The organism is Streptomyces sp. NPDC002125, assembly GCF_053593715.1.
Genome location: NZ_JBSFDD010000001.1, coordinates 204578 through 227427, shown reverse-complemented (window position 1 = coordinate 227427; position 22850 = coordinate 204578). Strand labels below are relative to the sequence as shown.

21 protein-coding genes are annotated in these 22850 nt (G+C 72.7%); 14 read left to right on the top strand and 7 right to left on the bottom strand.

The genetic code is table 11. The annotated features are described in order from the left end of the window. Positions 1–304: 304 nt before the first annotated feature. The 4 genes from ACWCQM_RS01070 (at position 305) to ACWCQM_RS01055 (ending at position 3117) form a co-directional block, all read left to right on the top strand. Positions 305–1930 (top strand): phage tail sheath family protein, encoded by a 1626-nt coding sequence (locus ACWCQM_RS01070; protein ID WP_450913281.1) that lies wholly within the window; start codon positions 305–307, stop codon positions 1928–1930. Between the two features lie 106 nt (positions 1931–2036). Further along, positions 2037–2480, top strand: coding sequence for a phage tail protein (locus ACWCQM_RS01065; protein ID WP_450913280.1), 444 nt, complete (start codon positions 2037–2039; stop codon positions 2478–2480). After that, complete coding sequence (locus ACWCQM_RS01060) at positions 2480–2962, top strand: hypothetical protein (RefSeq protein WP_361574066.1); 483 nt, start codon at positions 2480–2482, stop codon at positions 2960–2962. Before ACWCQM_RS01065 ends, ACWCQM_RS01060 begins: the two co-directional genes overlap by 1 nt. Beyond that, positions 2959–3117: a DUF6760 family protein gene (locus tag ACWCQM_RS01055; RefSeq protein WP_198959632.1), complete on the top strand. Its 159-nt coding sequence runs from the start codon at positions 2959–2961 to the stop codon at positions 3115–3117. The genes ACWCQM_RS01060 and ACWCQM_RS01055 overlap by 4 nt, the downstream gene beginning before the upstream one ends. Positions 3118–3355: 238 nt before the next feature. Here ACWCQM_RS01055 and ACWCQM_RS01050 read toward each other — a convergent pair whose 3' ends face one another. Beyond that, complete coding sequence (locus ACWCQM_RS01050; RefSeq protein WP_450913279.1) at positions 3356–3766, bottom strand: hypothetical protein; 411 nt, start codon at positions 3764–3766, stop codon at positions 3356–3358. Between the two features lie 2395 nt (positions 3767–6161). Between ACWCQM_RS01050 and ACWCQM_RS01045 the strand changes: the two genes are divergently transcribed. The 8 genes from ACWCQM_RS01045 (at position 6162) to ACWCQM_RS01010 (ending at position 14173) form a co-directional block, all read left to right on the top strand. Then, a complete protein-coding gene (locus ACWCQM_RS01045; protein ID WP_450913278.1) occupies positions 6162–6785 on the top strand; it encodes an extensin in 624 nt (207 codons plus the stop codon). A gap of 85 nt (positions 6786–6870) precedes the next feature. Beyond that, on the top strand, positions 6871–7308 hold the full coding sequence (locus ACWCQM_RS01040) for a phage tail protein (protein WP_073745599.1): 438 nt from the start codon (positions 6871–6873) through the stop codon (positions 7306–7308). Positions 7309–7311: 3 nt separating this feature from the next. Further along, entirely contained in the window at positions 7312–8034 is a 723-nt protein-coding gene (locus ACWCQM_RS01035; RefSeq protein WP_450913277.1) for a CIS tube protein, read from the top strand. After that, positions 8034–9905 carry a VgrG-related protein gene (locus tag ACWCQM_RS01030; RefSeq protein ID WP_450913276.1) on the top strand — a complete coding sequence of 624 codons (1872 nt, stop codon included), beginning with the start codon at positions 8034–8036 and terminating at the stop codon, positions 9903–9905. Before ACWCQM_RS01035 ends, ACWCQM_RS01030 begins: the two co-directional genes overlap by 1 nt. Then, positions 9905–10348, top strand: coding sequence for a GPW/gp25 family protein (locus ACWCQM_RS01025; RefSeq protein WP_073745605.1), 444 nt, complete (start codon positions 9905–9907; stop codon positions 10346–10348). The genes ACWCQM_RS01030 and ACWCQM_RS01025 overlap by 1 nt, the downstream gene beginning before the upstream one ends. Then, complete coding sequence (locus tag ACWCQM_RS01020; protein ID WP_450913275.1) at positions 10348–12306, top strand: putative baseplate assembly protein; 1959 nt, start codon at positions 10348–10350, stop codon at positions 12304–12306. Before ACWCQM_RS01025 ends, ACWCQM_RS01020 begins: the two co-directional genes overlap by 1 nt. Positions 12307–12368: 62 nt before the next feature. Then, positions 12369–12953, top strand: coding sequence for a phage tail protein (locus ACWCQM_RS01015; protein ID WP_450913628.1), 585 nt, complete (start codon positions 12369–12371; stop codon positions 12951–12953). Next, positions 12950–14173, top strand: coding sequence for an NADase-type glycan-binding domain-containing protein (locus ACWCQM_RS01010; RefSeq protein WP_450913274.1), 1224 nt, complete (start codon positions 12950–12952; stop codon positions 14171–14173). The genes ACWCQM_RS01015 and ACWCQM_RS01010 overlap by 4 nt, the downstream gene beginning before the upstream one ends. Before the next feature lie 124 nt (positions 14174–14297). Here ACWCQM_RS01010 and ACWCQM_RS01005 read toward each other — a convergent pair whose 3' ends face one another. From ACWCQM_RS01005 to ACWCQM_RS00985, 5 genes are all read right to left on the bottom strand, one after another. Further along, positions 14298–15338, bottom strand: a complete 1041-nt coding sequence (locus tag ACWCQM_RS01005) for an SGNH/GDSL hydrolase family protein (protein WP_450913273.1) — start codon at positions 15336–15338, stop codon at positions 14298–14300. Positions 15339–15672: 334 nt separating this feature from the next. Then, positions 15673–16869 (bottom strand): M23 family metallopeptidase, encoded by a 1197-nt coding sequence (locus ACWCQM_RS01000; RefSeq protein WP_450913272.1) that lies wholly within the window; start codon positions 16867–16869, stop codon positions 15673–15675. Positions 16870–17037: 168 nt separating this feature from the next. Further along, positions 17038–17904, bottom strand: coding sequence for a hypothetical protein (locus ACWCQM_RS00995; RefSeq protein WP_450913271.1), 867 nt, complete (start codon positions 17902–17904; stop codon positions 17038–17040). A gap of 213 nt (positions 17905–18117) precedes the next feature. Next, positions 18118–19497, bottom strand: a complete 1380-nt coding sequence (locus tag ACWCQM_RS00990) for a cellulase family glycosylhydrolase (protein ID WP_450913270.1) — start codon at positions 19495–19497, stop codon at positions 18118–18120. Between the two features lie 194 nt (positions 19498–19691). Further along, on the bottom strand, positions 19692–20552 hold the full coding sequence (locus ACWCQM_RS00985; RefSeq protein ID WP_450913269.1) for an SMI1/KNR4 family protein: 861 nt from the start codon (positions 20550–20552) through the stop codon (positions 19692–19694). Between the two features lie 526 nt (positions 20553–21078). Here ACWCQM_RS00985 and ACWCQM_RS00980 point away from each other — a divergent pair. Further along, positions 21079–21300 carry a hypothetical protein gene (locus ACWCQM_RS00980; RefSeq protein WP_073745623.1) on the top strand — a complete coding sequence of 74 codons (222 nt, stop codon included), beginning with the start codon at positions 21079–21081 and terminating at the stop codon, positions 21298–21300. Between the two features lie 138 nt (positions 21301–21438). Continuing rightward, the gene (locus ACWCQM_RS00975; RefSeq protein ID WP_450913268.1) at positions 21439–22467 is read left to right on the top strand and encodes an RNA polymerase sigma factor; all 1029 of its coding nucleotides are present in this window, start codon (positions 21439–21441) and stop codon (positions 22465–22467) included. Between the two features lie 145 nt (positions 22468–22612). Here the strand turns inward: ACWCQM_RS00975 and ACWCQM_RS00970 are convergent, their stop codons facing one another. Beyond that, entirely contained in the window at positions 22613–22744 is a 132-nt protein-coding gene (locus tag ACWCQM_RS00970; protein WP_450913267.1) for a hypothetical protein, read from the bottom strand. Positions 22745–22850: the final 106 nt, after the last annotated feature.

The following is a 22850-nucleotide window of genomic DNA, read 5'->3' as shown; positions in this document are numbered from 1 at the left end:
GCGCTGTCAGAGGCCGCAGGGTACTCCCGGTGCCCGAAAGGTATCGCCCGCTGCCCTCGAATCCCCTCGTGTGCGGCACCGCTCCGGAGGGCGCGCGGCCGTGCCCGCGCCCGCACCGGGCCGTGCGGCGCCCGCGCACGGGGCGGGAGCCCTGCTGGCGTGAGAAGCCCCGGGAATCCTCACGCCGTTGCCCCTGGGGGCATGACCGGTGCCCTCGACAAGGCACCGGAGGACGTTTACCCGTACGTCGCCGGGGAGCGAGGGTGAGTCTGGTCTTGTATCGGTACCCCGAGGAGAGCAGAGCATGCCGTCTTACCTGTCGCCGGGCGTGTACGTGGAAGAGGTGGCCAGCGGCTCTCGCCCGATCGAGGGGGTCGGCACCTCGGTGGCCGCATTCGTCGGGCTGGCGCCCGACGGCCCGCTGAACGAGCCGACGCTGGTCACCAACTGGACCCAGTACGTCGCGTCCTTCGGCGAGTTCACCGACGGTTACTTCCTGGCGCACTCGGTGTACGGCTTCTTCAACAACGGAGGCTCCGCCGCCTACGTGGTCCGCGTGGGCGGTGCCCCCGGCGGAGTGGCGGGCACGCCGGGCGAAGGCGCCGGCGCGGCAGGCGCGCAGCGCGGCCGGCAGGCCGTCGCGGGCGGTGCGGCACCCGCCGAGCTGACGGCCGGTGAGCCCGCGGCCCTGGGCACGTTCAAGGTGTCGGCCGTCGCGCCCGGCGAGAGCGGCACGCTCAGCGTCGAGGTCGCGGACGCCGAGGGCGAGGGCCCCGCCGAGCGCTTCCGCCTGGTCGTCAGGGACGGCGCCAAGGCCGTGGAGACCTTCGACGTCTCGGCGAAGAAGAGCGCCCGCAACTACGTGGTCACCCAGGTCAAGGAACGCTCCAAGCTGATCTCGGTGCAGGAGGGTGCGGCGGCCTCGCAGCTCGCCCGCCCCGACAACCAGACGGTCGCGCTGGAGGCGCCCGCGGCCGCCGCGCAGGCCCCCGCGGTCCCGGACGCGGCGGAGGGCGAGTCGGTCGGTATCGCCGAGTACCTGGGCGACTCCTCGGACCGCACGGGCTTCGGCGGTCTCGAAGCGGTGGACGAGATCTCCATGGTCGCCGTCCCCGACCTGATGGCCGCCTACCAGCGCGGCGCGATCGACCTGGAGGCCGTGAAGGCCGTCCAGCTCGGTCTGATCGCCCACTGCGAGCTGATGGGCGACCGGCTGGCGATCATCGACCCGCCGCCCGGGCTCAACGCCCGGCAGATCCGGGTGTGGCGCCAGGAGACGTCCAACTACGACTCCAAGTACGCCGCGCTCTACTACCCGTGGATCAAGGTCTTCGACCCGGCCGGCGGCCAGACCCGGCTGATCCCGCCGAGCGGTCACATCGCCGGCATCTGGGCCCGCAACGACTCCGAGCGCGGCGTGCACAAGGCCCCCGCCAACGAGGTCGTACGCGGCGCCGTCGACCTGGAAATGCAGATCACCCGGGGCGAGCAGGACCTGCTCAACCCGATCGGCGTCAACTGCATCCGCACCTTCCCCGGCCGCGGCATCCGCGTCTGGGGCGCGCGCACCCTCTCCTCCGACCCGGCCTGGCGCTACCTCAACGTCCGCAGGTACTTCAACTACCTGGAGGAGTCGATCCTCAACGGCACGCAGTGGGTGGTCTTCGAGCCCAACGACCAGGCGCTCTGGGCCCGGATCAGGCGGAACATCTCCGCGTTCCTGGTCACCGAGTGGCGCAGCGGCGCGCTGTTCGGCGCCACGCCGGAGGACGCCTACTACGTGAAGTGCGACGCGGAGACCAACCCGCCGGAGTCGGTGGACCTGGGCCGGGTCATCTGCCAGATCGGTGTCTCCCCGGTCAAGCCCGCCGAGTTCGTGATCTTCCGGCTGGCGCAGTTCTCCGGCGGCAGCGGCGAGCTGGAGGAGTAGCCGCCGCAGCCTCCCGCCCCGCCCGATCTCCCGCACCGCCGCAGGCCCCGGCTCAGGTCCCAGCCCGAGCCCCGGGTCCCGGCCTCAGTAGAAGGAACGGCTTCTCATGAGTCTCTCCCAGGGTGACGCCCTCACTACCCACAACTTCGGCCTCCAGATCGACGGAGTCATGGTCGAGTACCTCCACGCCGTCGGCGAGGTGGGCATGGAGCAGGACGTCATCGAGTACCAGCAGGTCTCGGCGAACGGCCAGCCGATCACCAAGAAGATGCCCGGCGTGAAGAAGGCCGGCGAGACCACCGTCACGCGCGGCATGGAGCAGTCCACGGCGTTCACCGAGTGGATCAACGCCTCGCTCCGCGGCGACATGGCCTCGGCCCGCAAGAACGCCAGCATCATCTACATGGACTACCAGTACAACCCGGTCCGGCGTCAGCACCTGCGCAACGCCTGGTGCACCAAGGTGATGGGCGCTGCGGCGACGGCGGGCGAGGCCTCCGTGATGACCGAGACCGTCACGATCGTCTACGAAGAGCTGGTCACCGAGTAATGCGCCGCGGACCTGCCAGGCCCGCCACCGACGCCGTAGCCGCCACCTCCGCTCCGGCGGACGTGGCGGCCCCGGCCGTCGCCCCGGCGGAAGCACAGCCCGTCCGGCGACAGTTGCAGACCGAGTTCGCGTTCGAGCTGCCGCGCGGGTACGTGGACGACATGGGCACCGTGCACCGCGAGGGTGTCATGCGACTGGCCACCGCCCGGGACGAGCTGATCCCGCTGCGGGACATGCGGGTTCAGGAAAACCCCGCGTATCTCTCGGTGGTCCTGCTCGGCCGGGTCATCACCCAGCTGGGCACCGTGGCCCACATGCACGACGGCGTGGTGGAGAACATGTTCGCCTCCGACCTCGCCTTCCTCCAGGACTTCTACCGACAGGTCAACGCCGAGGGCCACACCAGGGCCGGCGTGTCCTGCCCGCACTGCGAGCAGCCCTTCGAGGTCGAGCTCGGCGGGAGCCGCCTGGGGGAATCGTGACGTACGCGACCGACCGCATCCATGAGGAGATCGCGTACATCGCCTACCACTTCCACTGGAACCTCGACGACATTCTGGACCTGGAACACCGTGAGCGGCGGCGATTCGCCGATCAGATCGCCACGTTGGTGACGCGTGCTGCAACGGAGCGGTGATGGGCATGTTCGACCGGCTCAAGGGCCGGGGCCGACTCGGTGACCAGCGCCGGGAGCGCGGTGCGGGCGGGGACGGTACGACACCCGGCCCCGCCGCCCGCGCTCCCGGGGCTCCCGGCGTTTCCGGAGCTCCCGCGGGTGAAGGAGCCGGCGTGGGCGGCGCTGCCGGTGTTCCCGGCAGGGGACAGGGCTGGGCCGCTCTTCCGCCGATCCGGCTCGCGTCGCGGGCTCCGGAGCGTCAGACGGTCGCGTCGGCGGAGTTCGGCGGTTCGCTGACCGCATGGCAGAACCCCTCCTTCTCCGGCACGCTCTCGCACGCCGTCCTCGACGACGCCCCGACCGGACTCATCAAGGACACACGGTCGTTCACCCTGGGGTCCGGGACGGCCGGTCCCGGCGAGCCCAGGACCGTCCCGGCCGCCGTCGTGGCCAACGGCCACGGTGACGGGGAGCCCGGCGGCACGGCCGGCTCCTGGCAGGGGCCGTCGGTCCAGCGCGCCCTGGGGCCGCAGGTCGCTCCCGTACGGCCACGGCAGGCGCCTCCGGCGCTGACCCGCGCTACGGCCCCGGGCACCGCGCAGCGCAGGGTGCTTCCCGCAGTGGCGCCGAGCAGGGCGACACCGTCCCCGCAGGCTGCCCGGGCGGCCACCCCGGCGTCCGTGCCGTCACCCCCGGCCGGCCCCTCTCCGGCCTCCGCCTCCCGCTCTCCGCTTCCTCCTTCCTCCGGTACTCCGGCGCCCGCTCCTGGCCCGTCGCTCCCTCCGGCTCCCGCTGTCCGTGGCCCGCGCCCGGAGGGGGACCAGGACGGCCCCCGGGGCGGCTCCGCGCGGACCGGGCCGCCGGCCCCACGGCAGCCAGGACCGCCGGCCGCGCCGAAGGCCGCCCCCCGGCCGGACCCGGCTCCGCCGGCCCGCGCCTCCTCACTCCCCGTGCAGCGACGCGCGGCGGGGCCCGCCGCGCCAGGGCGTGAGCCGGGCGTGCCCGGACCGGCCGCCTCAGCGCCGCGCCGGCGCCCGCTGCTCGGGCCCCCGCTGCCGGGACCGGCCTCCCCGCCGGCCCCACCGGCCTCGCGGACCTCTCCGGCGCAGGGGCGTCCCGGTGGCGCCGGTCCCGCAGCGCGACCAGCCCCGCAAGGACCGGCATCACCCGCAGTCCCGCCCCCGGGCATCCCCGGGGGCGCAGTGCCGTCGGGGCGCTCCGGTGCGTCCGGCGGCGCGGACGCCGGGCCGGCGCCCGCACGGCCGGTGCCGGTCGCCCGTCCGGCCGGAACAGAGGCGACAGGCCCGTCCGGAGCCGGTGCGGGTGCGGGAACGCATGGGCCTCTTCCGGCCGTCAGGCCGAGGCTGGGCGCCCCGTCGAGCGGGCCCGTCGGCGGACCGGCGGTGAGCCCGGCGGCTGCCACGGCTCCCGGCCGGGCACCCCGCGTCCAGCGTTCCCCGGCAGTCGGCAGGCCGTCGACGGGACCGGTGCCCGCCGCACCGGCACCGGCGCAGCCCGTGCAGCGGCGCGAGGCCGCCGCTGACGGCGGGGCGCCGGGTGTGCGCCCGCCCACGGCCACCGGGGCTGCTGCGGACTCCCGGCCCCTCTCCTCCGGTTCGCCCGGTGCCGCGACCGGTGCGAGCGGTGCGGGCCCGGGGCCTGGCACCGCCCCCGGGCGCCCCGTCGCCCCGACGCGCGCGTCCACGGGCGCGGCCGGTCCGGGCGCGGGGACGACCGGGGCCCCGGGACCGGTGCGGCGGACCGGGGCCCCTGGCCCGTCCGGCAGCGGGGCCGTTCCCCCGAGCGGCACGGTCACGCCGGGACCGGCGGTCCGGCCTCCGGTGCACCGACTCGGCGCACCCTCGACCGGGCCCGCGCCCGCCTCCGGCCCCCGTGCCCAGGCCCCCTCGGCTTCCACTCCCGCGGCTCCCGCCCGCCGCGCCGTGTCCCCGGCCACCGGTCCGGCGCACGCCGCCGGCGCGCCCGTGCCCGGCGTGCCCGACCGGCCGCTGAACGGGTCCGACGCGGGCCGCTCCGGCCACGTCGCCCCGCCGGTGGGTCCGACACGGCCCGTGGTGGCCGGAGCACCCGGAGCCGCCACCCCGGCCGCGGCGCCTTCGGTGCAGCGGTCGGCACTTCCCCCTGTGCCGGTGCGGCGGCAGTCGGCGGCTCCGGCCGTCCCGCCGGTGAGCCCCACACGAGGGGCGCCGGCACCCGGACCCGGACGTTCTTCCGGGCCGGGTCCCGTGGAGCGGGGGCCGGTGCGACCCCTGGCGAACACCGCGTCCGGACCCGGGCGTTCGGACCGTGCGCTGCCCGTGCAGCGGTCGTCCTCCGCCCAGCCCACGCCCCGGACACCGGACCAAGTGCCCACTCCTGCCTCGCAGTTCTCCCCTGCTCCGGCGGATCGTCCCGCAGCGGCACCGGCCGGAACCCGTCCGCCCGGGGAGCGTTCCCCCGCCGGAAAGCCGGCGCCCGCCGCACAGCCCGTGCCCGTGGCCCCGCTGCTGGGTTCCTCGCGGCCCGTCACGGCCGCCGGTTTCACGCCGCCGGGCGGAACGGAGGCCGTGGCCCCCGCCGTGGGCAACGCTCCGGCTGCCGCCCCGCGGCGACATGACGCCGCCCCCGTGCCCCCTCCCGTCGCCGTGCAGCGGGCCGCCGCTCCTGGCGCACCCGCACTCCCGGGCGCCCGTGGCGCCGCTCCACGGCCCGCGCCGTCACCGGCCCCCACGCCGGCGATGAGGAGTCCTCGGGCCCCCGCGTCTGTGGTGAGGAGCGCCCAGGCCCCCGCGCCTGTGGTGAGGACCGCCCCGGCCGCCGTGCGTCTGCACCGTGTCCCGACTGCCGCACCGGGTGCCGTCCCGGCAGCCGGCGGTGGTGCCGGTGCTCGTCCTCATGCCGTACAGCGTTCAGCGGCGTCCTCACCGCCGCCCGCCGCCGTCCGTACTCCGCCCGCGACGGCACCCCGCCCCGCAGTCGCGCCCGCGCGCCCCGGCGACGAAGGACGGCGTCCCGGCTCCGAGACCACAGACGCCCCGGTCGTCCCACGCTCCACAGCCATCCCGGTGGTCCCACGCTCCACAACCGTTCCGGCCGTTCAGCGCTCCACGGCCGTCCCGCTCGTCCAGCGCTCCCGAGCCGTCCCCGTGCCCGCACCCGCCCCCGTGCCGAACGTCCCGTCCGTCCCCGTGCACGCGCCCGGCGTCCCGGGGCGCGGCGCCCGTACCCCGTCGGCCGATTCCCTCGGCCTCCCCGGAGCCCCCCGCGCCCACCTGGCTCCGGACGCCCCGGCCGCCTCCGTACCCCGGCCCGTCCGGAGCCCCGTCGTGGCCCTGGCGCCCGCCCGGCCCGCTCCGCCCGTCGCGCTCCCCGTGCAGCGGGCGCCCACCGTCCCGGCCGCGCGGCCCACCCCGCCTCCCGCGCCCCCGATTCCGCCCCGGTCGCCCGCGCGGGTGACCGCACCGTCCGGCGCCACGTCCGTCGCGGTGCAACGCGGCGGAGGCGGCGGCCAGAGCTCCGCGGAGAAGCCCGCGCCGTCCGTGACGAGTCAGTTCGCCCCGCGTGAGCTGAAGGAGGACCAGCTGGCGGAGCTGGTCCACCGGCTCATCGGGCCGATGACCCGTCTGCTCCGCACCGAGCTGCGGCTCGACCGCGAGCGGATCGGCAGGCTGCGCGACCCGCGCCACTGACCGGACCCGAAGAACGCCCGTACGTCAAAGACCGCCGCACCACCCGCCCCGACCGCACGTGGAACCGCAGGAAGGCCCCACCCCGATGCCTCAGGAACTCGACGCAGGCTCCACCATCTTCTTCAACCTCACCATCGACGGTGAGAGCCTGGGCAACTTCAACGGTTGCGAAGGGCTCTCCTCCCAGGTCGAGATCGAGCAGCGGCAGGAGGGCGGCAACAACGGATTCGTCTGGCAGCTGCCCTCCCGTGTCACCTTCTCCAACATCACGCTGACCCGGCCCCTCACCGAGGAGACCGCGAAGGTGGCCGAGTGGATCTCCTCCGTGACCACGGGGGTGACCCGGCCCACCGGGCAGATCGCCGCGCTGCGCGCGGACGGCTCGCTGGTAGCGCAGTGGGGGCTCATCGACGTACTCCCCGTGAGCTGGCGCGGTCCCTCCTTCGACCCGGCGAGCCCCGCCGTGGCCACCGAGGTGCTGGAGATCGCCCACCACGGTTTCACGGACGCGGGGGAGGCGTAGCCGATGAACCTCTCCAGCTTCGGCATCGGCGACAGCCTGGTGCGGGCGACCCTCGCGATCCACCAGCCGCCGATCGGCAGCAGCACCAGCCCCGGCGCGCTGATGAAGACGTTCAACTTCGACTTCAACCCGTCCCAGCTGTCCCTGACCCGCAGGGCGCAGTGGAAGACCACGCCCACCGCCGCGGTCCGCGACGGCGCGGTACCGGAGTTCATGGGGCCCGAGCCCCGGGAGATGTCGGTGGAGATCTTCCTCGACCGCTCCGACGACCCGGACAGCAACGATGTGCGCAAGAAGGTCGAAGCTCTCTTCTCCTGCTGCGAGACGACGACCGCCAGCATCGCCGCGAACCAGCCGTCGACCCCGTGGGTGGTCTTCGAATGGGGTGCCTTCTCCACGGCCCGCTTCAACGCGTACGTGAGCTCGGTGGAGGCCCAGTACACCCTCTTCAACACCAACGGGATGCCGATCCGGGCCGTCTGCCAGGTGAACCTGCACGAGATCCCGAGCAGCACCCCCGGACAGAACCCGACCTCCGGGGCGCTCACCACCCGCCGGGTGCACCGGGTCGTGGCCGGTGACTCGCTCCCGCTCCTGGCCTGGCGCGAGTACGGGGACGCCACCGTGTGGCGCACGATCGCCGAGGCCAACGGCATCGACGACCCGAAGTCGCTGACACCCGGTTCCGAACTCATGCTCCCCGCCGCCGAAGAGGTCGGCGTCTGATGCCCGACATAGGTTTCTCCAACATCCTCGCGGTGCAGATCGCCGGCACCAAGCTCAAGTCCCCGGAGAACACGAAGCTGGTGGCGGGCCGGGTCGACTTCGGCGCGGGGGTGCCCGGGGCGTTCCACCTCACCTTCCGTGACGACAAGAAGGACATCCTCGCCCGGCTGAACGTCGAGATCGGCGTGCCCGTGGTCATCTCCCCCATGTCCGACGGCAAGGGCACGCCGCTGATCACCGGCGAGGTCACCGCGCTGGAGACCGACTACGACCGCACCGGCACGTTCACCGTCATCCGGGGCTACGACAAGGGCCACCGCATGCTCCGTCAGCGCAGGGTCGCGGCCTACAAGAACAAGACCGCCACCGAGATCGCCGTCGAGCTCGCGCGCAAGAGCGGCATCCCGCTGGGCAGGACCCAGCGGACCAAGGGGCAGTACGAGTTCATCAGCCAGGCCAACGTCACCGACTGGGACTTCGTCCAGCGGCTCGCGGACGAGAACGAGATGGTGATGTCCATCAACTCCAAGGGCCGCTTCCAGTTCGTCAAGCGTCAGCTGGCGGCGACGGCTCCCCCGGAGAGCATGCAGAGCGCACAGAGCGCGCTCCTGCTGAAGGGCGGCGAGGAGATCCTGCGCTGCCGCGCGGCGGTCACCTCGGCCGACCAGGTGACCACCGTCGAGGCGCGCGGCTGGAACGTCACCACCAAGCAGCCCCTGGTCTCCAAGGCGCCCGCCCGGACCAACTCGGGCTTCGCCATCGGCACCACACCGGCCGAGGTCTCCAGGACCTTCGGCAAGGCCGAACTCGTCGTCACCGACACGCCCTACGACAAGCTGGACGAGGTCAAGCACGCCGCCGACGCCGTCGCGGACGACGTGACCTCCTCCTTCGCCGAGGTGGAGATCACGGCACGCGGCAACACCGCACTGCGCCCCGGAGTCGCCGTCACCCTCAAGGACGTCGGTAAGCCGTTCCAGGGGAAGTACACCGTCACGGCCGCCCGCCACACCTTCGGCGACCAGGAGCACTACGAGACGTTCCTGAACGTCAGCGGGCGCCAGTGGCGGTCCCTGTACGGGCTCACCTCCGGGGGCGGCGGCGCCGGGGCGGCCGGGCTGCCGAGCGTCGCCAACGCCCTGGTCACCGACATCAAGGACCCGCTGAGGCAGGGCAGGGTCAAGCTGAAGTTCCCGTGGCTGGACGACATGTACGTCAGCGACTGGACCCGCACCGTCCAGTTCGGCGGGACCAAGGGCGGCAGCATGATCTCCCCCGACGTCGACGACGAGGTGCTGGTGGCCTTCGACCGGGGCGCCCTGGACCACCCGTACGTCATCGGGGGCCTCTACAACGGCGTGGACAAGCCCGACCCCGTCGACGTGCCCGTGTACGACCCGACGCGCGGCAAGGTCACCCGGCGCACCCTGTCCGACCGCAGCAACAACCGTCTCGACCTGCTCGACCAGAGCGTCGGCCTCAAGCGCGGGGTGCGCCTCTCCACCGGCGACAACCGGCTCACCATCAATCTGGACCGCACGAAGACCGAGATCGTGGTGGACAGCAAGGGGAAGGTCTCCATCCGGGGGACCGGCGCCGTGGCCGTCAACGCGGGCGGCAACCTCTCGCTCAACGCGGTGGGCTCCATGACGATCCGCAGCGGCGGACCCATGAACATCAACGCGAGCGCCCTGTCGGTGCAGGCAGGGGTGACGTCCGTGAACGCGAGCGCGCTGAGCGTGTCGGCCGGTGCCGCCATGACGCTGACCGCGGGACTCGCCGTGAAGATCAACTCGGGCGTGGAGGTCGGCCTGAACGCTCCCCTGGTCCTGTCCAAGCTGAAGCCGGTGCTGACGGTGGGAGGCATCTGATGGCCGAACAGTTCGTGGGCTCCGGATGGGCCTTCCCGCTGCGCATCAGCCCCACCGGCGGCATCGCGCTGGTCAGCGGGGAACGCGAGGTCGAGGAGGCCATCCGGCTCGTCCTCTCCACCGCGCCCGGCGAACGGCCGATGCGCCCCGAATTCGGCTGCGCCATCCACGACATGGTCTTCGCCCCCGTCAACGAGGCCACCGCCGGCCGCATCCAGCACGAGGTGCACAGCTGCCTGGACCGCTGGGAACCGCGCATCGAGGTGGACGACGTCGCGGTGACGGCCGGCGCGGAACAGGGCGTGCTCCTCATCGACGTCCGCTACTCGATCACGGGGACCAACAACCCGCGCAGTCTGGTCTTCCCGTTCTACGTGATCCCCTCCCACGACGGGCCCGAGGGGTCCGGCACGCCCGACGAGCACTTTGGAAGCGACCGCTGATGGCCCTGCCCTCCCCGAACCTCGACGACCGGCGCTTCCAGCAGTTCGTCGACGACGCCAAGCGCTACATCCAGCAGCGCGCCCCCGAGTGGACCGACCACAACGTCTCCGACCCGGGCGTGACCCTCGTCGAGACGGTCGCGCACATGGCCGACCAGATCGTCTACCGGCTCAACCGGGTGCCCGAGAAGAACCACCTCGCGTTCCTGGACCTCATCGGGATCACGCTCTTCCCGCCCTCCGCGGCGCGCGCCGACGTCACCTTCTGGCTGTCGGCGCCGCAGCAGCAGCCCGTCGTCCTTGCGACGGGCACCGAGGTCGCCACCGTCCGCACCCAGACCGAGGATGCGGTGGTCTTCGCCACCGAGCGCGAACTCACGGTGATTCCCTGCGAGTTGTCGTACCTCGTGGTCCAGTCGGTCGACCAGGAAGCGGTTGACCGCACCTCGGACCTCGCCGAGTCCAAGGACGTGCACTGCTTCACCGAGGCCCCGCGCCCCGGCGACCGCATGCTGTTCGGGCTCAGCGCCGCCGTACCGGAGTGCGTGGTCGTCCTGGAGCTCGACAGCCAGGTCGACGGCGTCGGCGTCGACCCCAGGCAGCCGCCGCTCGTCTGGGAGGCGTGGACCGCCGACGGCTGGGCCGCCTGCGACGTCGACCGGGACACCACCGGCGGTCTCAACCGCCCCGGCGAGGTCGTGCTGCACGTCCCCGGCGGGCACGCCCTCTCCCGCACGGGGCGGCGGGAGGCGGGCTGGCTGCGCTGCCGGGTCACCGACCCGGAACAGGGCCAGCCCTTCTACACCACCTCGCCCACCATCCGCTCCGCCGAGGCGTTCAGCATCGGCGGCACCACCGGCGTCGTGCACGCCGAGACGGTGCGGGACGAGGCACTGGGAGAAGCCACCGGGCTCCCGGGACACCGGCTGCGGCTGGCCAACAGCCCCGTGGTCGGCGACGCGCAGCCGCTGCTCCTCCAGGTCGCCGAGCGCGACGGCTGGGTCGACTGGGAGACCGTCGGCCACTTCGCCGCCTCCGGCCCCGCCGACCGGCACATCACCCTGGACGCCACCACCGGCGAGATCGCCTTCGGCCCGTCCGTCCGCGAACCGGACGGCACCCTGCGCCAGTACGGGGCCGTGCCGCCCAAGGGCGCGCCCATCCGCGCCCGCCGCTACCGGACGGGTGGCGGAAGGGCCGGCAACGTCGCCAGGGGCGCTATCCAGGTGCTGCGCGACTCCGTGCCGTACGTCTCCGACGTCGTCAACCGGGAGGCCGCGCGCGGCGGCGTCGACGGGGAGACCGTCGAGGAGGCGAAGCGCAGGGCTCCCATCGCGCTGAGCGCGCAGGACCGCGCCGTCACCCTGCGGGACTACGAGGAGCTCGCGCGGCGCGCCGCGCCCGAGACCGCGCGCATCACCTGCCTCGCGGCCGACCCGGACGAGCACGGCGCGCACGCCGTACGGGTACTGGTCGTCCCGCAGGCCGTCTCCGACCCGGGCGGCCGGCTGCGCTTCGAGCAGCTCGTCCCCGGGGACGCCCTGCTCGGGCGCATCACCCGCTACCTGGACGAGCGCCGCCTGATCGGCACCCGGCTGGCGGTCGGGCCGCCGTTCTACCAGGGGGTGACGGTCGTCGCGACGGTCCACGCCTTCCGGGGCGCCGACACCGACCGGGTCAGGCGGCAGGCGCACGACGCCCTGTACCGCCATCTCGACCCGCTGACCGGCGGCGCGCACGGCACGGGCTGGCCCTTCGGCCGTCCCGTACAGGCGGGCGAGGTGTTCGCCGTGCTGCAACGGGTCCCCGGCGTCGAGCTGGTGGACGAGGTGCTGCTGCACCCCGCCGACCCGCTCAGCGGCAAGCGCGGCGACCCCACGGAGCGCATCGACCTCGAAGCCCCCGCGCTCGTCTTCTCGTTCGACCACCGCGTCCGGGTCATCGGGGACGCCTCGTGACCACGAGCGGGAGCACGCGAGGCTCCGTCGACGGGCTCGGCTCCTCGGCACCGCTGGGCGTCATGCTCCCGGCGGTGTTCGCCGACGACGACCTCGCCCAGCGCTTCGTCGCCGGTCTCGACGAGGTCCTCGCGCCGTTCCACAACGTCCTCGACAACCTGGACGCCTACTTCACGCCATCGCTCGCCCCCGCGGACTTCACCCGCTGGCTCGGCAGCTGGGTGGGCGCGGAGACCGAGGCGCCCGACACGGCCGGGGCCGACGGCCCGGCCACGAAGGCCGCCCTCACCGCCTCGGCCGCCGCCCACCCGCAGGACACCGAGGAGACGGCCGCGCTGCGCGCCGCGGTGACCGCCGCCGTACGGCTGCACCGCATCCGCGGCACCCGGCGCGGACTGTCCGAGGCGGTACGGCTCGCCTTCGGCGTGGAGCCGGAGATCACCGAGAGCGGCGCCGCCTCCTGGGACGCCAGGCCCCTGGGGCCCGTCCCCGGCGAGAGCCGCCCGCATCTGCACGTCACCCTGCGGCTGCCGGACCCCGGTCCCGCCGCCGAACACCGGCTGGAGCGCCTCGTAGCGGCAGCCCGCCCCGCCCACATGCCTTACACGGTCCGAGTGACCACCGCCGAAAGGACTTCCGACAGGTGACCAGTCAGCAGGCTTCCTCCTCCACGCCACCCCCGACAGGGGCCGCCGCGGACACGGGGGACCGGCCGCGTCACTGTGCCGAGTGCGGTGCGCGGGCGACCCCGGGCCAGTCCTTCTGCGACGACTGCGGCGCGGTCCTGAGCTGGACCCCGGGCCCGGCCGCGAGCACGGAGCCCGCACGCGAGCCCGAGCGCGAGCCCGAACCCGTACGCGAGCCCGAGCGCGCCGACGCGCCGCCCTTCGCCCCCGAGGAGGACGACACCCTCCCCACGATGCCGGCGGCCACCGGCGCACCGGACCCCGCCCCCGCCACGGACGCCGACGCGAGCGCCCGGGCCAGGGCGCTGCTCGTGCCGGTCGCGGACCAGGGCCCCGCCGCACCGGTACCGGACGTCGCCCCGGTCCTTCCCGGCGTGCCCGCCGCCGCCCGTCCCCAGGTCCAGGCCCCCCGAGGCGAACCGGCCGACGAGACGGGCCCCCCGTGCCACTGGTGCGAGACCGGCAACCGCCCCGACCGGCACTTCTGCCGACGCTGCGGCATGTCCCTGGACGAGCGCCCCGGCGTTCCGGAGGCCCGGCGCCCCTGGTGGCGACGGATGCGGGACTTCGGCAACGGCCCGGCGCCGTGGGCGGGCGACCGCCCGAGGCTGCGCCGGGGCATCGGCCGCATCTTCACCTGGGTCGCGTACGGCCTCGCGCTCGGGCTGGTGATCTACGCGGCGTTCAACGTGGGTACGGCGTGGAACGCGGCCCGTGACCACTTCGCGAAGCGGGCGCAGATCAGCCCGGACTCCGCGGCGGCGTCCCGCTCCTTCGGCGGCCACCCGCCGAAGGTGCTCTTCGACAAGGTCAACAACAGCTGGTGGGGCCCCGGGGTCGCCGAGACGGCGGAGGGGGAGTGGGTCGAGGCGCGCTTCCAGGAACCCGTCCGACTGCTGGACATCCTCATCACGTCCGGCATCTCCGCCAAGGCATCCGACCTCTCCGAGGCCGCGCTGCCGCACCGCATGGACGCGGTCATCACCACGGCCGACGGGAAGAAGACCACCCGTCAGATCAAGCTCGACCAGATGAGCGGCCCTCAGCAGCGGAAGTTCCGTGCGCAGAACGTCGTCAGCGTACGGTTCGTCATCCGCTCGGCGTTCAACACCGGCCCCGACAAGCAGGTCTCGATCGCGGAGATCGAGTTCTTCACCCGCGCCACGACCAGCGGCACCTAGCAGGCGTCAGCTGAGTCCCGCTCCGGGACTGACAGGCGGGGTGTCCGGAACGCGTGGAGCCTTCCGGACACCCCGCCTCACCCGAGGCGGCCGCGTCCCCGGACCGGGCCGGGCCCCCGGGGCGTCAGCGTTCGAGGAGGGCGATGCGGATCGCCCGCTCCACCGGCGCCGCCGTGTTGGCGTGGCCCTCGGTGTTGGGGTGGACCAGGGTGACGCGCTTGCCGATGGGGCCGCAGTTCAGCAGGGTGCCGGGCAGCCTGGACGGCCAGTGGTCCGCGGCGTCGCCACAGATCCCCTCGACCCACTTGGTGTCGGCCGGCTGGCAGGCGTCGTGGCCCACGCTGGACGAGTAGATGTCGACGTAGCGGTCGCCGAAGAAGTTCGTCACCCGCTGGATCGTGCTGTTCAGCTGCTTGAGGACGTCGTCACGGAGCCAGTCGATGTCGGCGTGCTTGATCGAGCCGAGCTCGGTGAGGGAGAGGCGGTTGCAGTCACTTGCCTCGTCCGGCAGGACCGCCGGGTACCCGACCGTGATCACCTTGGCGTTGGGCGCCGCCTGGTGCACCTCGGCCAGCACCTCGATGTACTCGTCCTGGACCCGCGCGAGCTTGTCCTGGATGCTCTCCTCCCCCTCGGGGGGATTGGTGTAGTGCTCACGGCAGGACTTCGTGCCCACGCCTTCTTCGAGGCACTTGATGAGCATGCCGCCGAAGGGAAGGCTGTTCCCGCCGACGCCGATCGTGACGATGTCGGTCTCGTCGTTGAGCTGGGCCCGCTTGATCTGCGGGTCCACCTCGGACCAGCCGTCGACCGGAGGCTGGACCGGGCTGATCGGCTTCTGCTTGTCCTTGGCGATGTGGGCGATGGTGGCGTTGCCGCAGCTGACGTCGGTCAGGTGGACGGGCTTGCCCGGCGGGAACTCGGCGAGTTCCCCGTTGACGACGTCGGGATAGGAGTTGGTGCTCCGGTCGCAGCCGTCCCGCGACGCGTCACCGAGCGCGGGCAGCGGGTCTCCGACGAACCCGCCGGCGGTGTACGAGTCGCCGAGCGCGGCCCACTCGTACTGGTCGGCTGCCGCTTGGGCGGAGCCGGAGGGCGAGAGCACGGCCGCTGCCAGCACGAGCCCCACGGCCAGTGCGCGGGTGCGGGAGACAGGGTGTCGCATGGGATGGATCCTCCAGGATCTGTGGAGGGCACCTGGGCCGAGGTGGCAGGCGCCTCGGCCAAGATCATCCACGCCGTCGGACCGCCCCTTCCGGAATCGGGACCGGCGTCCCTCGATCGAACCAAATGGTCAGATCTTCGTGTTTCCCCCGGTCGCGGGGCCCGGCGAACAGGTCACTGACCGCACGGTCGTGAACCCGAAAAGCCCTTTCTCTCCTACCGGTTGGCAATCCTCTTGCGATCGCCGGGCAGGCTGCTCCGTCCGGGCCCGTCGGGGGTGACCGTGTGTAGCCCACGCCCCACGCGCCCCACGCCCCACGGCCGGTGCGTCGTCGTCAGAGGATCAGGCCCTTGGCGCGCAGGAACGGGACGGGGGAGACGTCCGACCCGAAGCCGGCCCCGGTGCGCACCTCGAAGTGCAGATGCGGCCCCGTGGCGTTGCCGGTGTCGCCGGACCAGCCGATGAGCGTGCCGCCCTGGACGCTCTGGCCGACGACGGCCTTCACCTGGGAGAGGTGGGCGTACTGGCTGAACGTGCCGTCCTCGTGACGGATGACGACCTGGTTGCCGTAGTCCCCGCCGTCCCCGGCCGTGACGACCTCGCCGGGGCCGATCGCCTTGACCTGCGTGCCGGTGGGGACCACGAAGTCGACGCCGGTGTGCAGACCGGTCGACCAGGAGGTGCCCCTCTGGTGGTACGGGGTGCCGGCCGGTCCCTCGACGGGAAGGGTCCAGCCGCCGGACACGGCGCCGCCGACCGGCACCACCATCTTCGGGTAGGACTTCATGACGGCCTCGACGTATGCGTACGTCTCGCCGTCCGCTCCGCTCGCCCGCGGCACGCCGCCGTACTCCTCGACCGTCTTCCATCCCAGCCGGTAGCCCGCCAGGGCCAGTTCGAGGGGGGCGCCCCGGTAGCCGGGGTGCTCCTTCGCGGTCTCCAGGAGCTCGCACATCTTCCTGCCCTGCGCCGGTATGGCGTCTGCCGGGTCCAGGACGTCCTTCACTCCGTCGTTGTTGCCGTCGATGCCCTCGGCCGCCCAGTCCGCGTCGGAGAACTGCGCGATGCCCCTGGTGACGGGCCGTTCGGCCTTGGACGCGTCGGCCAGGTCCCCGCCCGGGGAGCCGTCCTCGGAGCCGGGGCCGGTGGTCGCCTCCTCGTCGGAGAGGCCGTCCCCGCCGGCCTTCTCGTCCTTCGCCCGCTGCTCCGCGCTCCGCGGGTCCGTCAGCGAGCCCTCGTCGTCAACCGGCTCGCCGGCCGCGAGCGATCTGGCCCTCGCGTTGAAGTTGCTCTCCCGCTTCAGCTGCGCGGCCAGCACGGGCGCGGTGAGCAGCTTGTCGCCGCAGTCGTCCGCCGCGTCGCGTATGAGCTTCGCGTACATGACGGGGACGCCCACGTCGCCCGCTTTCAGCTCGGTGCTCATCGGTGCGGGGACGCCCGTGCCGGCCGCCTCGCTGTCGTCGGAGCCCAGTAACAGCGTCCCGATCCCGATGGACACCGGCGTCACCACACCCACGGCAACGAGCGGCACCAACCAGCGAGCGATCCTCACGAGCCCGAACTCCCCCACTCGAACACCCCGTTGGGGATCACTATGCCATTCGTGACGCACGGTCCTGAATGAACCCCGTGCGTCCCGCGATGTGCGGGAGGCGGCCGTACGACACCCTCCGTGCCGAGGGCGATCCACCTCGACCGGTCAGCGGGACAGCACGTCGATCAGCTGGTAGGGCACGAGGAAGAACCCGATGACCAGCAGGAACGTGCCGCCGAAGGCCACCCCGATCGTCCTGAGCACCCAGGTCCGCACCGGCAGGACGGCCTTGACCCGTTCGACGTGCCGGGGGTCGTAGTGGGCGGCCACCCCTTGCGGTGCTGTGCCGACGGGCTCAGCCGCGTGGTCGGGTTCGAAGAACCGCCGCACTCCCTCCGCGTCGACGAAGCCGAAGATCTGCTTCTTGCCCTCGGTGTGGTCGAACGTCGCCACCACGGAGATGCCGCGACGGCGCAGGAGCCACCGGTCGTACAGAGCCTTCGCCGACGCCCCGTACAGGACCAGGCCGAAGGCCAGGGGCTTCAGACCGAGGAGCCAGAAGATCACCCCGAGCACGTCCCCGTGCGCGATCAGGACGACCAGCCCCGCCACGTAGAGCGCCACGGGCGTCAGGAGAGCCGCGATCACCAGCCAGTCGCGGGCCGACCTCTTGTCAGGGTCTTCCGCCGGCGGAAGCACGACGACCCGCGCCCCGCCGTCCTCGCGCGGTGCGTCCGCCTCTCTCACGGGCAGCGCCCGGCCGGCCGCCTCCACGAAGGCTGCCGCGGACGCGGCGTTGCGGCAGCCGACCCGGAAGACCGTGCCCGGCGTGCCCGCGGGAGCGGTCAGGACGACCTGTACCGCAGGCCGGCGCTCCCCGTCGTCCACGCGGACCACCTCGATGGCTTCCAGCGGTATGCGCCGTCGCACGCTGCCCTCTGTGAGCAGTATCGATCGTCGCTCCAGTGCGAAGGAGCCGGAGCGGTTGCCCGCGGTCAGGGAGGGCGGGGTGGAACCCGGGTTGGCGGTCATGGCGGGACCTTAGCGACGATGTCCGCGAGAGTGCATCCGATTCTGTCGCGGGCTGGGGAGTTCCTCCCCCGCACCGCGTGAACGGCCACCGGACCCGCACCTCCCCGGCACCTCACCGCGCCGGCACCTCACCGGCCCCGCGCGGGACCCGGCGGCGGGAGCGGTCCCGTCACCGACAGCGGGGCCCCGGCGCGGCCGGGACCCCGCCGGACGTCAGCTCGTGGGGAAGCTGTCCGGAGTGCTGATACGGCTCTTGAGCAGTGCACCGGACTCCGTGAGCACGCCACTGCTGCTGTAGTCGCTGCCGGCGCAGGTGCCCGGCCGGAACGCCGCGCTGCTCTCGTCGGCGTCGGAGTAGGTCCAGTTCGCGTAGCTGATCTTCAGCTGGTCGAGCAGGTCCAGCCAGGCCGTGGTGCTCGACCGGTCCATCGCCCCGCCGCCGGTGGCGCTCACCGTGCCGAACTCCGTCACGAACAGCGGCAGCTGGGAAGCCGCCCGGCTCAGAGTGGCGCGGTAGTTGTCCTTGTGGCTCGCGGCGTAGAAGTGGAACGCGTACATGATGTTGGTCGCGTTCACCGGGTTGTTGACGACCTCGCTCTCGCTGGAGCCGTCCGAGACGCCCAGCGAGGACCAGCCACGGGTACCGACGATGACTACGGCGTCCGGGTCGGCGGCGCGGACCACCGGGATGACCTGTTCCGCGTAGTTCTTGATGCCCGACCAGCTCACCCCGTTGGGCTCGTTGGTGATCTCGTAGATCACGTGCTTCTTTCCGGCGTTACGGGCGGCGACGGAGGCGAAGAACGTCTTCGCGCGCTCCAGGTTGTAGTTCGGGTCGCCCGGCGTCAGCGTGTGGAAGTCGATCAACGCGTACATACCGCGCGCCTCGGCCGCGTCGACGAGCTCGTTCACCCGCCTGGTGAAGCCTGCCGGGTCGGTCTCGTAGCCGTCCTCCTGCACGTATATGGAGATGCGCAGCAGGTCCGACTTCCAGTCGTTCGCCAGCGCGTCCAGGGAGGCTGCGTTGTAGCACGCGTCGAACCACTGGATGCCGTGCGTGCTCATGCCCCGCAGCTGGACCGGGCGGTTGTACTGGTTGCACAGGTTCACGCCGCAGACGTGGAGCGGGCCGTTGATGTCCACGGGGGTGCTGCCGACGGGATCGGGGCCGGGAGGTGTCTCCTCGTCGACCGAACCCGTACAGGCGACGCCGTTCAGCGTGAACGCCGTGGGCTTGGGGTTGGCGCCCGTGAAGGTGCCCGTGAATCCGAGGTCCGCCGACGCGCCGGTGGCCAGCGTGCGGTTCCAGTCGACACCGGTGACGGTGACCGCCGAACCCGACTGCGACCAGGTGGCGTTCCAGCCCTGGGCGATCTTCTGGCCCGGGTCCGGCATGGTGAACGCGAGCGTCCATCCGTTGACGGGGGCGCCCAGATTGGTGATCTTCACCCCGCCCTGGAAACCGCCCGTCCACTGGCTGGTGACCGTGTAGTCGACCTTGCAGCCGGTGGCGGCAGCCGCCTGTGGGCCCAGTGCGGCTGTCAGGCCCAGGATCGTCGCGCAGGTCGCCAGTAAGGCGAGCAGGCGTTTCATGTCGTTCCTCCTCGTGCGGAGCGGAAACGGTGGGGGGCTGGGGAGTGGGAGCGCTCCCAAGGCCATCGGCCCGAGAACGTACACCGAAGCGCCGATGCGCGTACAGACATGCGACAGGCATCGGTGAAGAGCCGCGCGGGAGGCGCGGCGCGAGTACGGGCGGTCAGCGGCGAGCCGTGGCGGACAAGGCCTCGTCAGGCGGTGTGCGAGGAGAGGGCCCAGGACGAGGTGCCGTGCACGGTGTCGGCCGACAGCACGGGGCACCCGATGAGCTCCACCGCCGCCAGCACCGCGCGCCGCGCCGACTCGCTGTCGGCGGGCGGGAACGCGACACGGAGCTGATGGCCGTAGGCGGACTCGTACGTCATGAGCCAGCCGGTGCCGTCGACGGCGAAGTGGTCCTGCCGCTGACCGTCGTGCGCGAAACCGCCCCGGTCCGACGTGGGGGCGAACGCGTCGCGCAGGATGCGCAGCCGCTCCTCGTACGGGAGGGCCCCCTCGCCCAGCCGGACGTACACGTGGTCGAGCGGGATCGCGGGGTCGAACCAGGGGGCGAGCTCCGGGTCGTGGTGCAGGAGCTCCGAGGTGATGCTGCGGCTCGTCAGCCCGTCGAGCAGCGCACCGGCCCCGCAGTCGAACCGCTCGTAGTCGTCGTCCCGTGACCAGATCACCACGGGCCAGGACTCGGGAGGCCCCTCGGTCAGCCAGCACACGTGCGCCGCGCTCTCCGTCACCGCCCAGGCGAGCAGCCCGCCGGGCTCCGGGAAGAGGGGGTACGGATAGTACTCGGGACAGTCGTCGCGCAGCGGACCGAAGTCCTCCAGCAGGTCCGCCCGGAGCGGGACCGGGTTGCCGGCGCCGAACGGCGTGCACAGACACAGCGCACCCCAGAAGTCCCCGCGCCCGTACGCCGCGACCAGCTGCTTGAAGTCCTCGGGCAGCGGGGTGCCCAGGGCGCGCTCGGCCTCCGCCCAGTCTCCCTGCCCGTCCACCGCCGCGACGGGAGGCGGGACGCGCTCGATCACCCGGGCGACGGAGCTGTGCGGAACGGTCACGTGACCCTCCATGCGGGACGTTCGGCGGGACCACGTCCACCCCTCGGGCGAACGTCGGGTGCGGGCAGCATCCCAGATCCCCCGGCCCCCGCACCGGCCGCCCTCCGGCGGGCGGACCGGGGCGTCTGCGGCGGATCTGCACACGGTGTCCGCAGGCGGCGGGGCACACGCCGGGGCTCTCCGGACGCGCGCCGGAATCAGGGCACCGGCGGACGGCTATGTCCCTTTCGTGGCGTATCGATGAACGGGCCGGCGGAACGTCCGTCGGCCGGACCAGTGAAGGAACTGTACGGGTCCATGAAGCGATGTGACCGTGCCGTCCCGGAAACACGTGCGGAATTTCCGGAGGGTGGCTTCGCGGCGGCCCCACGTGTTTACATCCCTCACATCGCGGAAGTTGCAAGGAAATTCGACGCCTCCGGGCGAACGGCGAATCCGTTCTTGTGACCGTGACAGCGGCAAGGCCCATTCCCCACTGCGGAGTCGGGCCGGGCCATTCCAAATTAATGCGAAGGGAATTCACCTCATGAGCTCCACCCCCCAGATAGCGACCCAGGAAATCTCCGACGCGGACCTGGACGCCGTGTCCGGCGGCCTCGCCGGCGCCGCTTCCGTCGAGGCGCCCCTCGTCGGTGGCATCTCGGGTGGGCTCAACGCCGACCTGCTCTCCGGCAGCGTCTCGGGCGCAGTCGGCGCCAACGTGCTCGGTGTCGCCGGGCTCGGCTCCGCCGCCACGCTCTCGGTCTGACCCGAGGCTCTCGGTCTGACCCGACGCCGAGCCCGTGTGCCCCCACCCCGTCCTGCCGGATCGCGGGGCACACGGGCGAGTCGGGCAACCCTTGCTGACGCACATCGGACCCGAAACCACGGACCAGAGGCTGTGAACGTGAGCGAGCCGAGCACCGCTCCTCGTCCAGGTGCCCCGGGCAACCGGTGGGAGCTCATCTGGAGTCACCGGGACGAACTCCTGGAGATCGCGCGCAGCCGGTCGTCGAGCGCCGAGGAGGCGGAGGACGCCGTCCAGGAAGCGATGATCCGCGCGGTGGAGGAACCCGGCGTCCCGTACGGCAGGATCCGCCCGTGGCTCAGGCACGCGACCGTACGCGCATGCGCCGACCGGCAGAGGCAGGTCGCCCGAGACAGGGAACTGGGCGCGGCTCCGTCTGCCGCGCCCGCCGCATCCTCCCTGGTCGAGGAGGAGGCCTGCGACCGCGCGGAGGCCAGATGGCTGGCCGACCGCACAGCCGAACTCCTCCCCGCCCGCCAGGCACAGGCGCTCCGGCTCCAGGCACAGCACCTCGACGTCGGACAGGTGGCCCGGACCATGGGGCTGAGCTACCGGGCGACCGAGTCGCTGCTGTCCAGGGCCCGGAGGTCGCTGCGCGGCACCCTGGCCGGAAGCCTGGCACTGGCTGCGGCAGCATGGCTGTGCGCACGCAGATTTCCCCGTACGGGCACCGTGCAGTCCGCAGGAGCGGCCACGGCGGCGGTGACCCTCGCCGTCGCGGGAGCGGTGCTCCCCGCCGGACCCTTCGACCGGCCGGACGGCCCGCCTCCGGGCAACAGGTCCGAGGCCCTGCCGCCCGCCGCGCCGGAGTTCCCTGCGTCCCGCGCTTCCCGGGCCCGTCCGCACCCGACGTTCCCCTCCACGGACCAGCACACCGGCCGGGGGAGCCAGGTCGCCTCGCGGCCCGTCCCCGAGAAGCCGTCGGACACCTACGATCCGCCGGGCCGGGTGGCCGTGGAGATATCGATCGGGACCGCTTCGCCGGTGCTGGAACTGACCTCGGTGGTCACACCCACGTCGATACCGGAACTGCCGGTGGATATCCCGGATGCCGGCCGTCCGGAATTGCCCTCGGTGCGGACGGATGTCCCCGGCACTGGGCTCGGCGTGGCGGTCGATCTGCCATAGGGCGCGCGTTGTCATCCCAATGCCCGGCCTCACTCTTTTCCGGACGAAGAGGTCGTGGGTGCAAATCCCCTCCCCCTGACAGCCGGTAAGACCAGCTCAGGGGTTTCCGGGGTCGGCTTGGGAGCCGACTTCGGGTCCGGCACCGTCAGTCAGGCCGGGCCATGAGTCGGTGACGCATGCCGGGGGTGACGTGGGCGCAGCGGGCCGGGACGGAGCCGTCGATGTGGCCCACGCGCTCGTCCGTGAGGACCTTTTCGGTGCCGAGGTCTTTCGTCATTGAGCCTCTTCAGCGACGTCACCCGATCGTGGCCCTATGGGCGCCTCCGCGGTACGCAGCGGAAATCCCGTGACCTGCGTGGACAGGTCGTGGCACAGTCGCCCGC

What these genes read in the sequence shown, in the direction of transcription:
- ACWCQM_RS01070 (WP_450913281.1), top strand. Translation starts at nt 305, where the DNA reads ATGCCGTCTTACCTGTCGCCGGGCGTGTACGTGGAAGAGGTGGCCAGC.
- ACWCQM_RS01065 (WP_450913280.1), top strand. Translation starts at nt 2,037, where the DNA reads ATGAGTCTCTCCCAGGGTGACGCCCTCACTACCCACAACTTCGGCCTC.
- ACWCQM_RS01060 (WP_361574066.1), top strand. Translation starts at nt 2,480, where the DNA reads ATGCGCCGCGGACCTGCCAGGCCCGCCACCGACGCCGTAGCCGCCACC.
- ACWCQM_RS01040 (WP_073745599.1), top strand. Translation starts at nt 6,871, where the DNA reads ATGCCTCAGGAACTCGACGCAGGCTCCACCATCTTCTTCAACCTCACC.
- ACWCQM_RS01035 (WP_450913277.1), top strand. Translation starts at nt 7,312, where the DNA reads ATGAACCTCTCCAGCTTCGGCATCGGCGACAGCCTGGTGCGGGCGACC.
- ACWCQM_RS01030 (WP_450913276.1), top strand. Translation starts at nt 8,034, where the DNA reads ATGCCCGACATAGGTTTCTCCAACATCCTCGCGGTGCAGATCGCCGGC.
- ACWCQM_RS01025 (WP_073745605.1), top strand. Translation starts at nt 9,905, where the DNA reads ATGGCCGAACAGTTCGTGGGCTCCGGATGGGCCTTCCCGCTGCGCATC.
- ACWCQM_RS01020 (WP_450913275.1), top strand. Translation starts at nt 10,348, where the DNA reads ATGGCCCTGCCCTCCCCGAACCTCGACGACCGGCGCTTCCAGCAGTTC.
- ACWCQM_RS01015 (WP_450913628.1), top strand. Translation starts at nt 12,369, where the DNA reads ATGCTCCCGGCGGTGTTCGCCGACGACGACCTCGCCCAGCGCTTCGTC.
- ACWCQM_RS01005 (WP_450913273.1), bottom strand. Translation starts at nt 15,338, where the DNA reads ATGCGACACCCTGTCTCCCGCACCCGCGCACTGGCCGTGGGGCTCGTG.
- ACWCQM_RS00995 (WP_450913271.1), bottom strand. Translation starts at nt 17,904, where the DNA reads ATGACCGCCAACCCGGGTTCCACCCCGCCCTCCCTGACCGCGGGCAAC.
- ACWCQM_RS00990 (WP_450913270.1), bottom strand. Translation starts at nt 19,497, where the DNA reads ATGAAACGCCTGCTCGCCTTACTGGCGACCTGCGCGACGATCCTGGGC.
- ACWCQM_RS00980 (WP_073745623.1), top strand. Translation starts at nt 21,079, where the DNA reads ATGAGCTCCACCCCCCAGATAGCGACCCAGGAAATCTCCGACGCGGAC.
- ACWCQM_RS00970 (WP_450913267.1), bottom strand. Translation starts at nt 22,744, where the DNA reads ATGACGAAAGACCTCGGCACCGAAAAGGTCCTCACGGACGAGCGCGTG.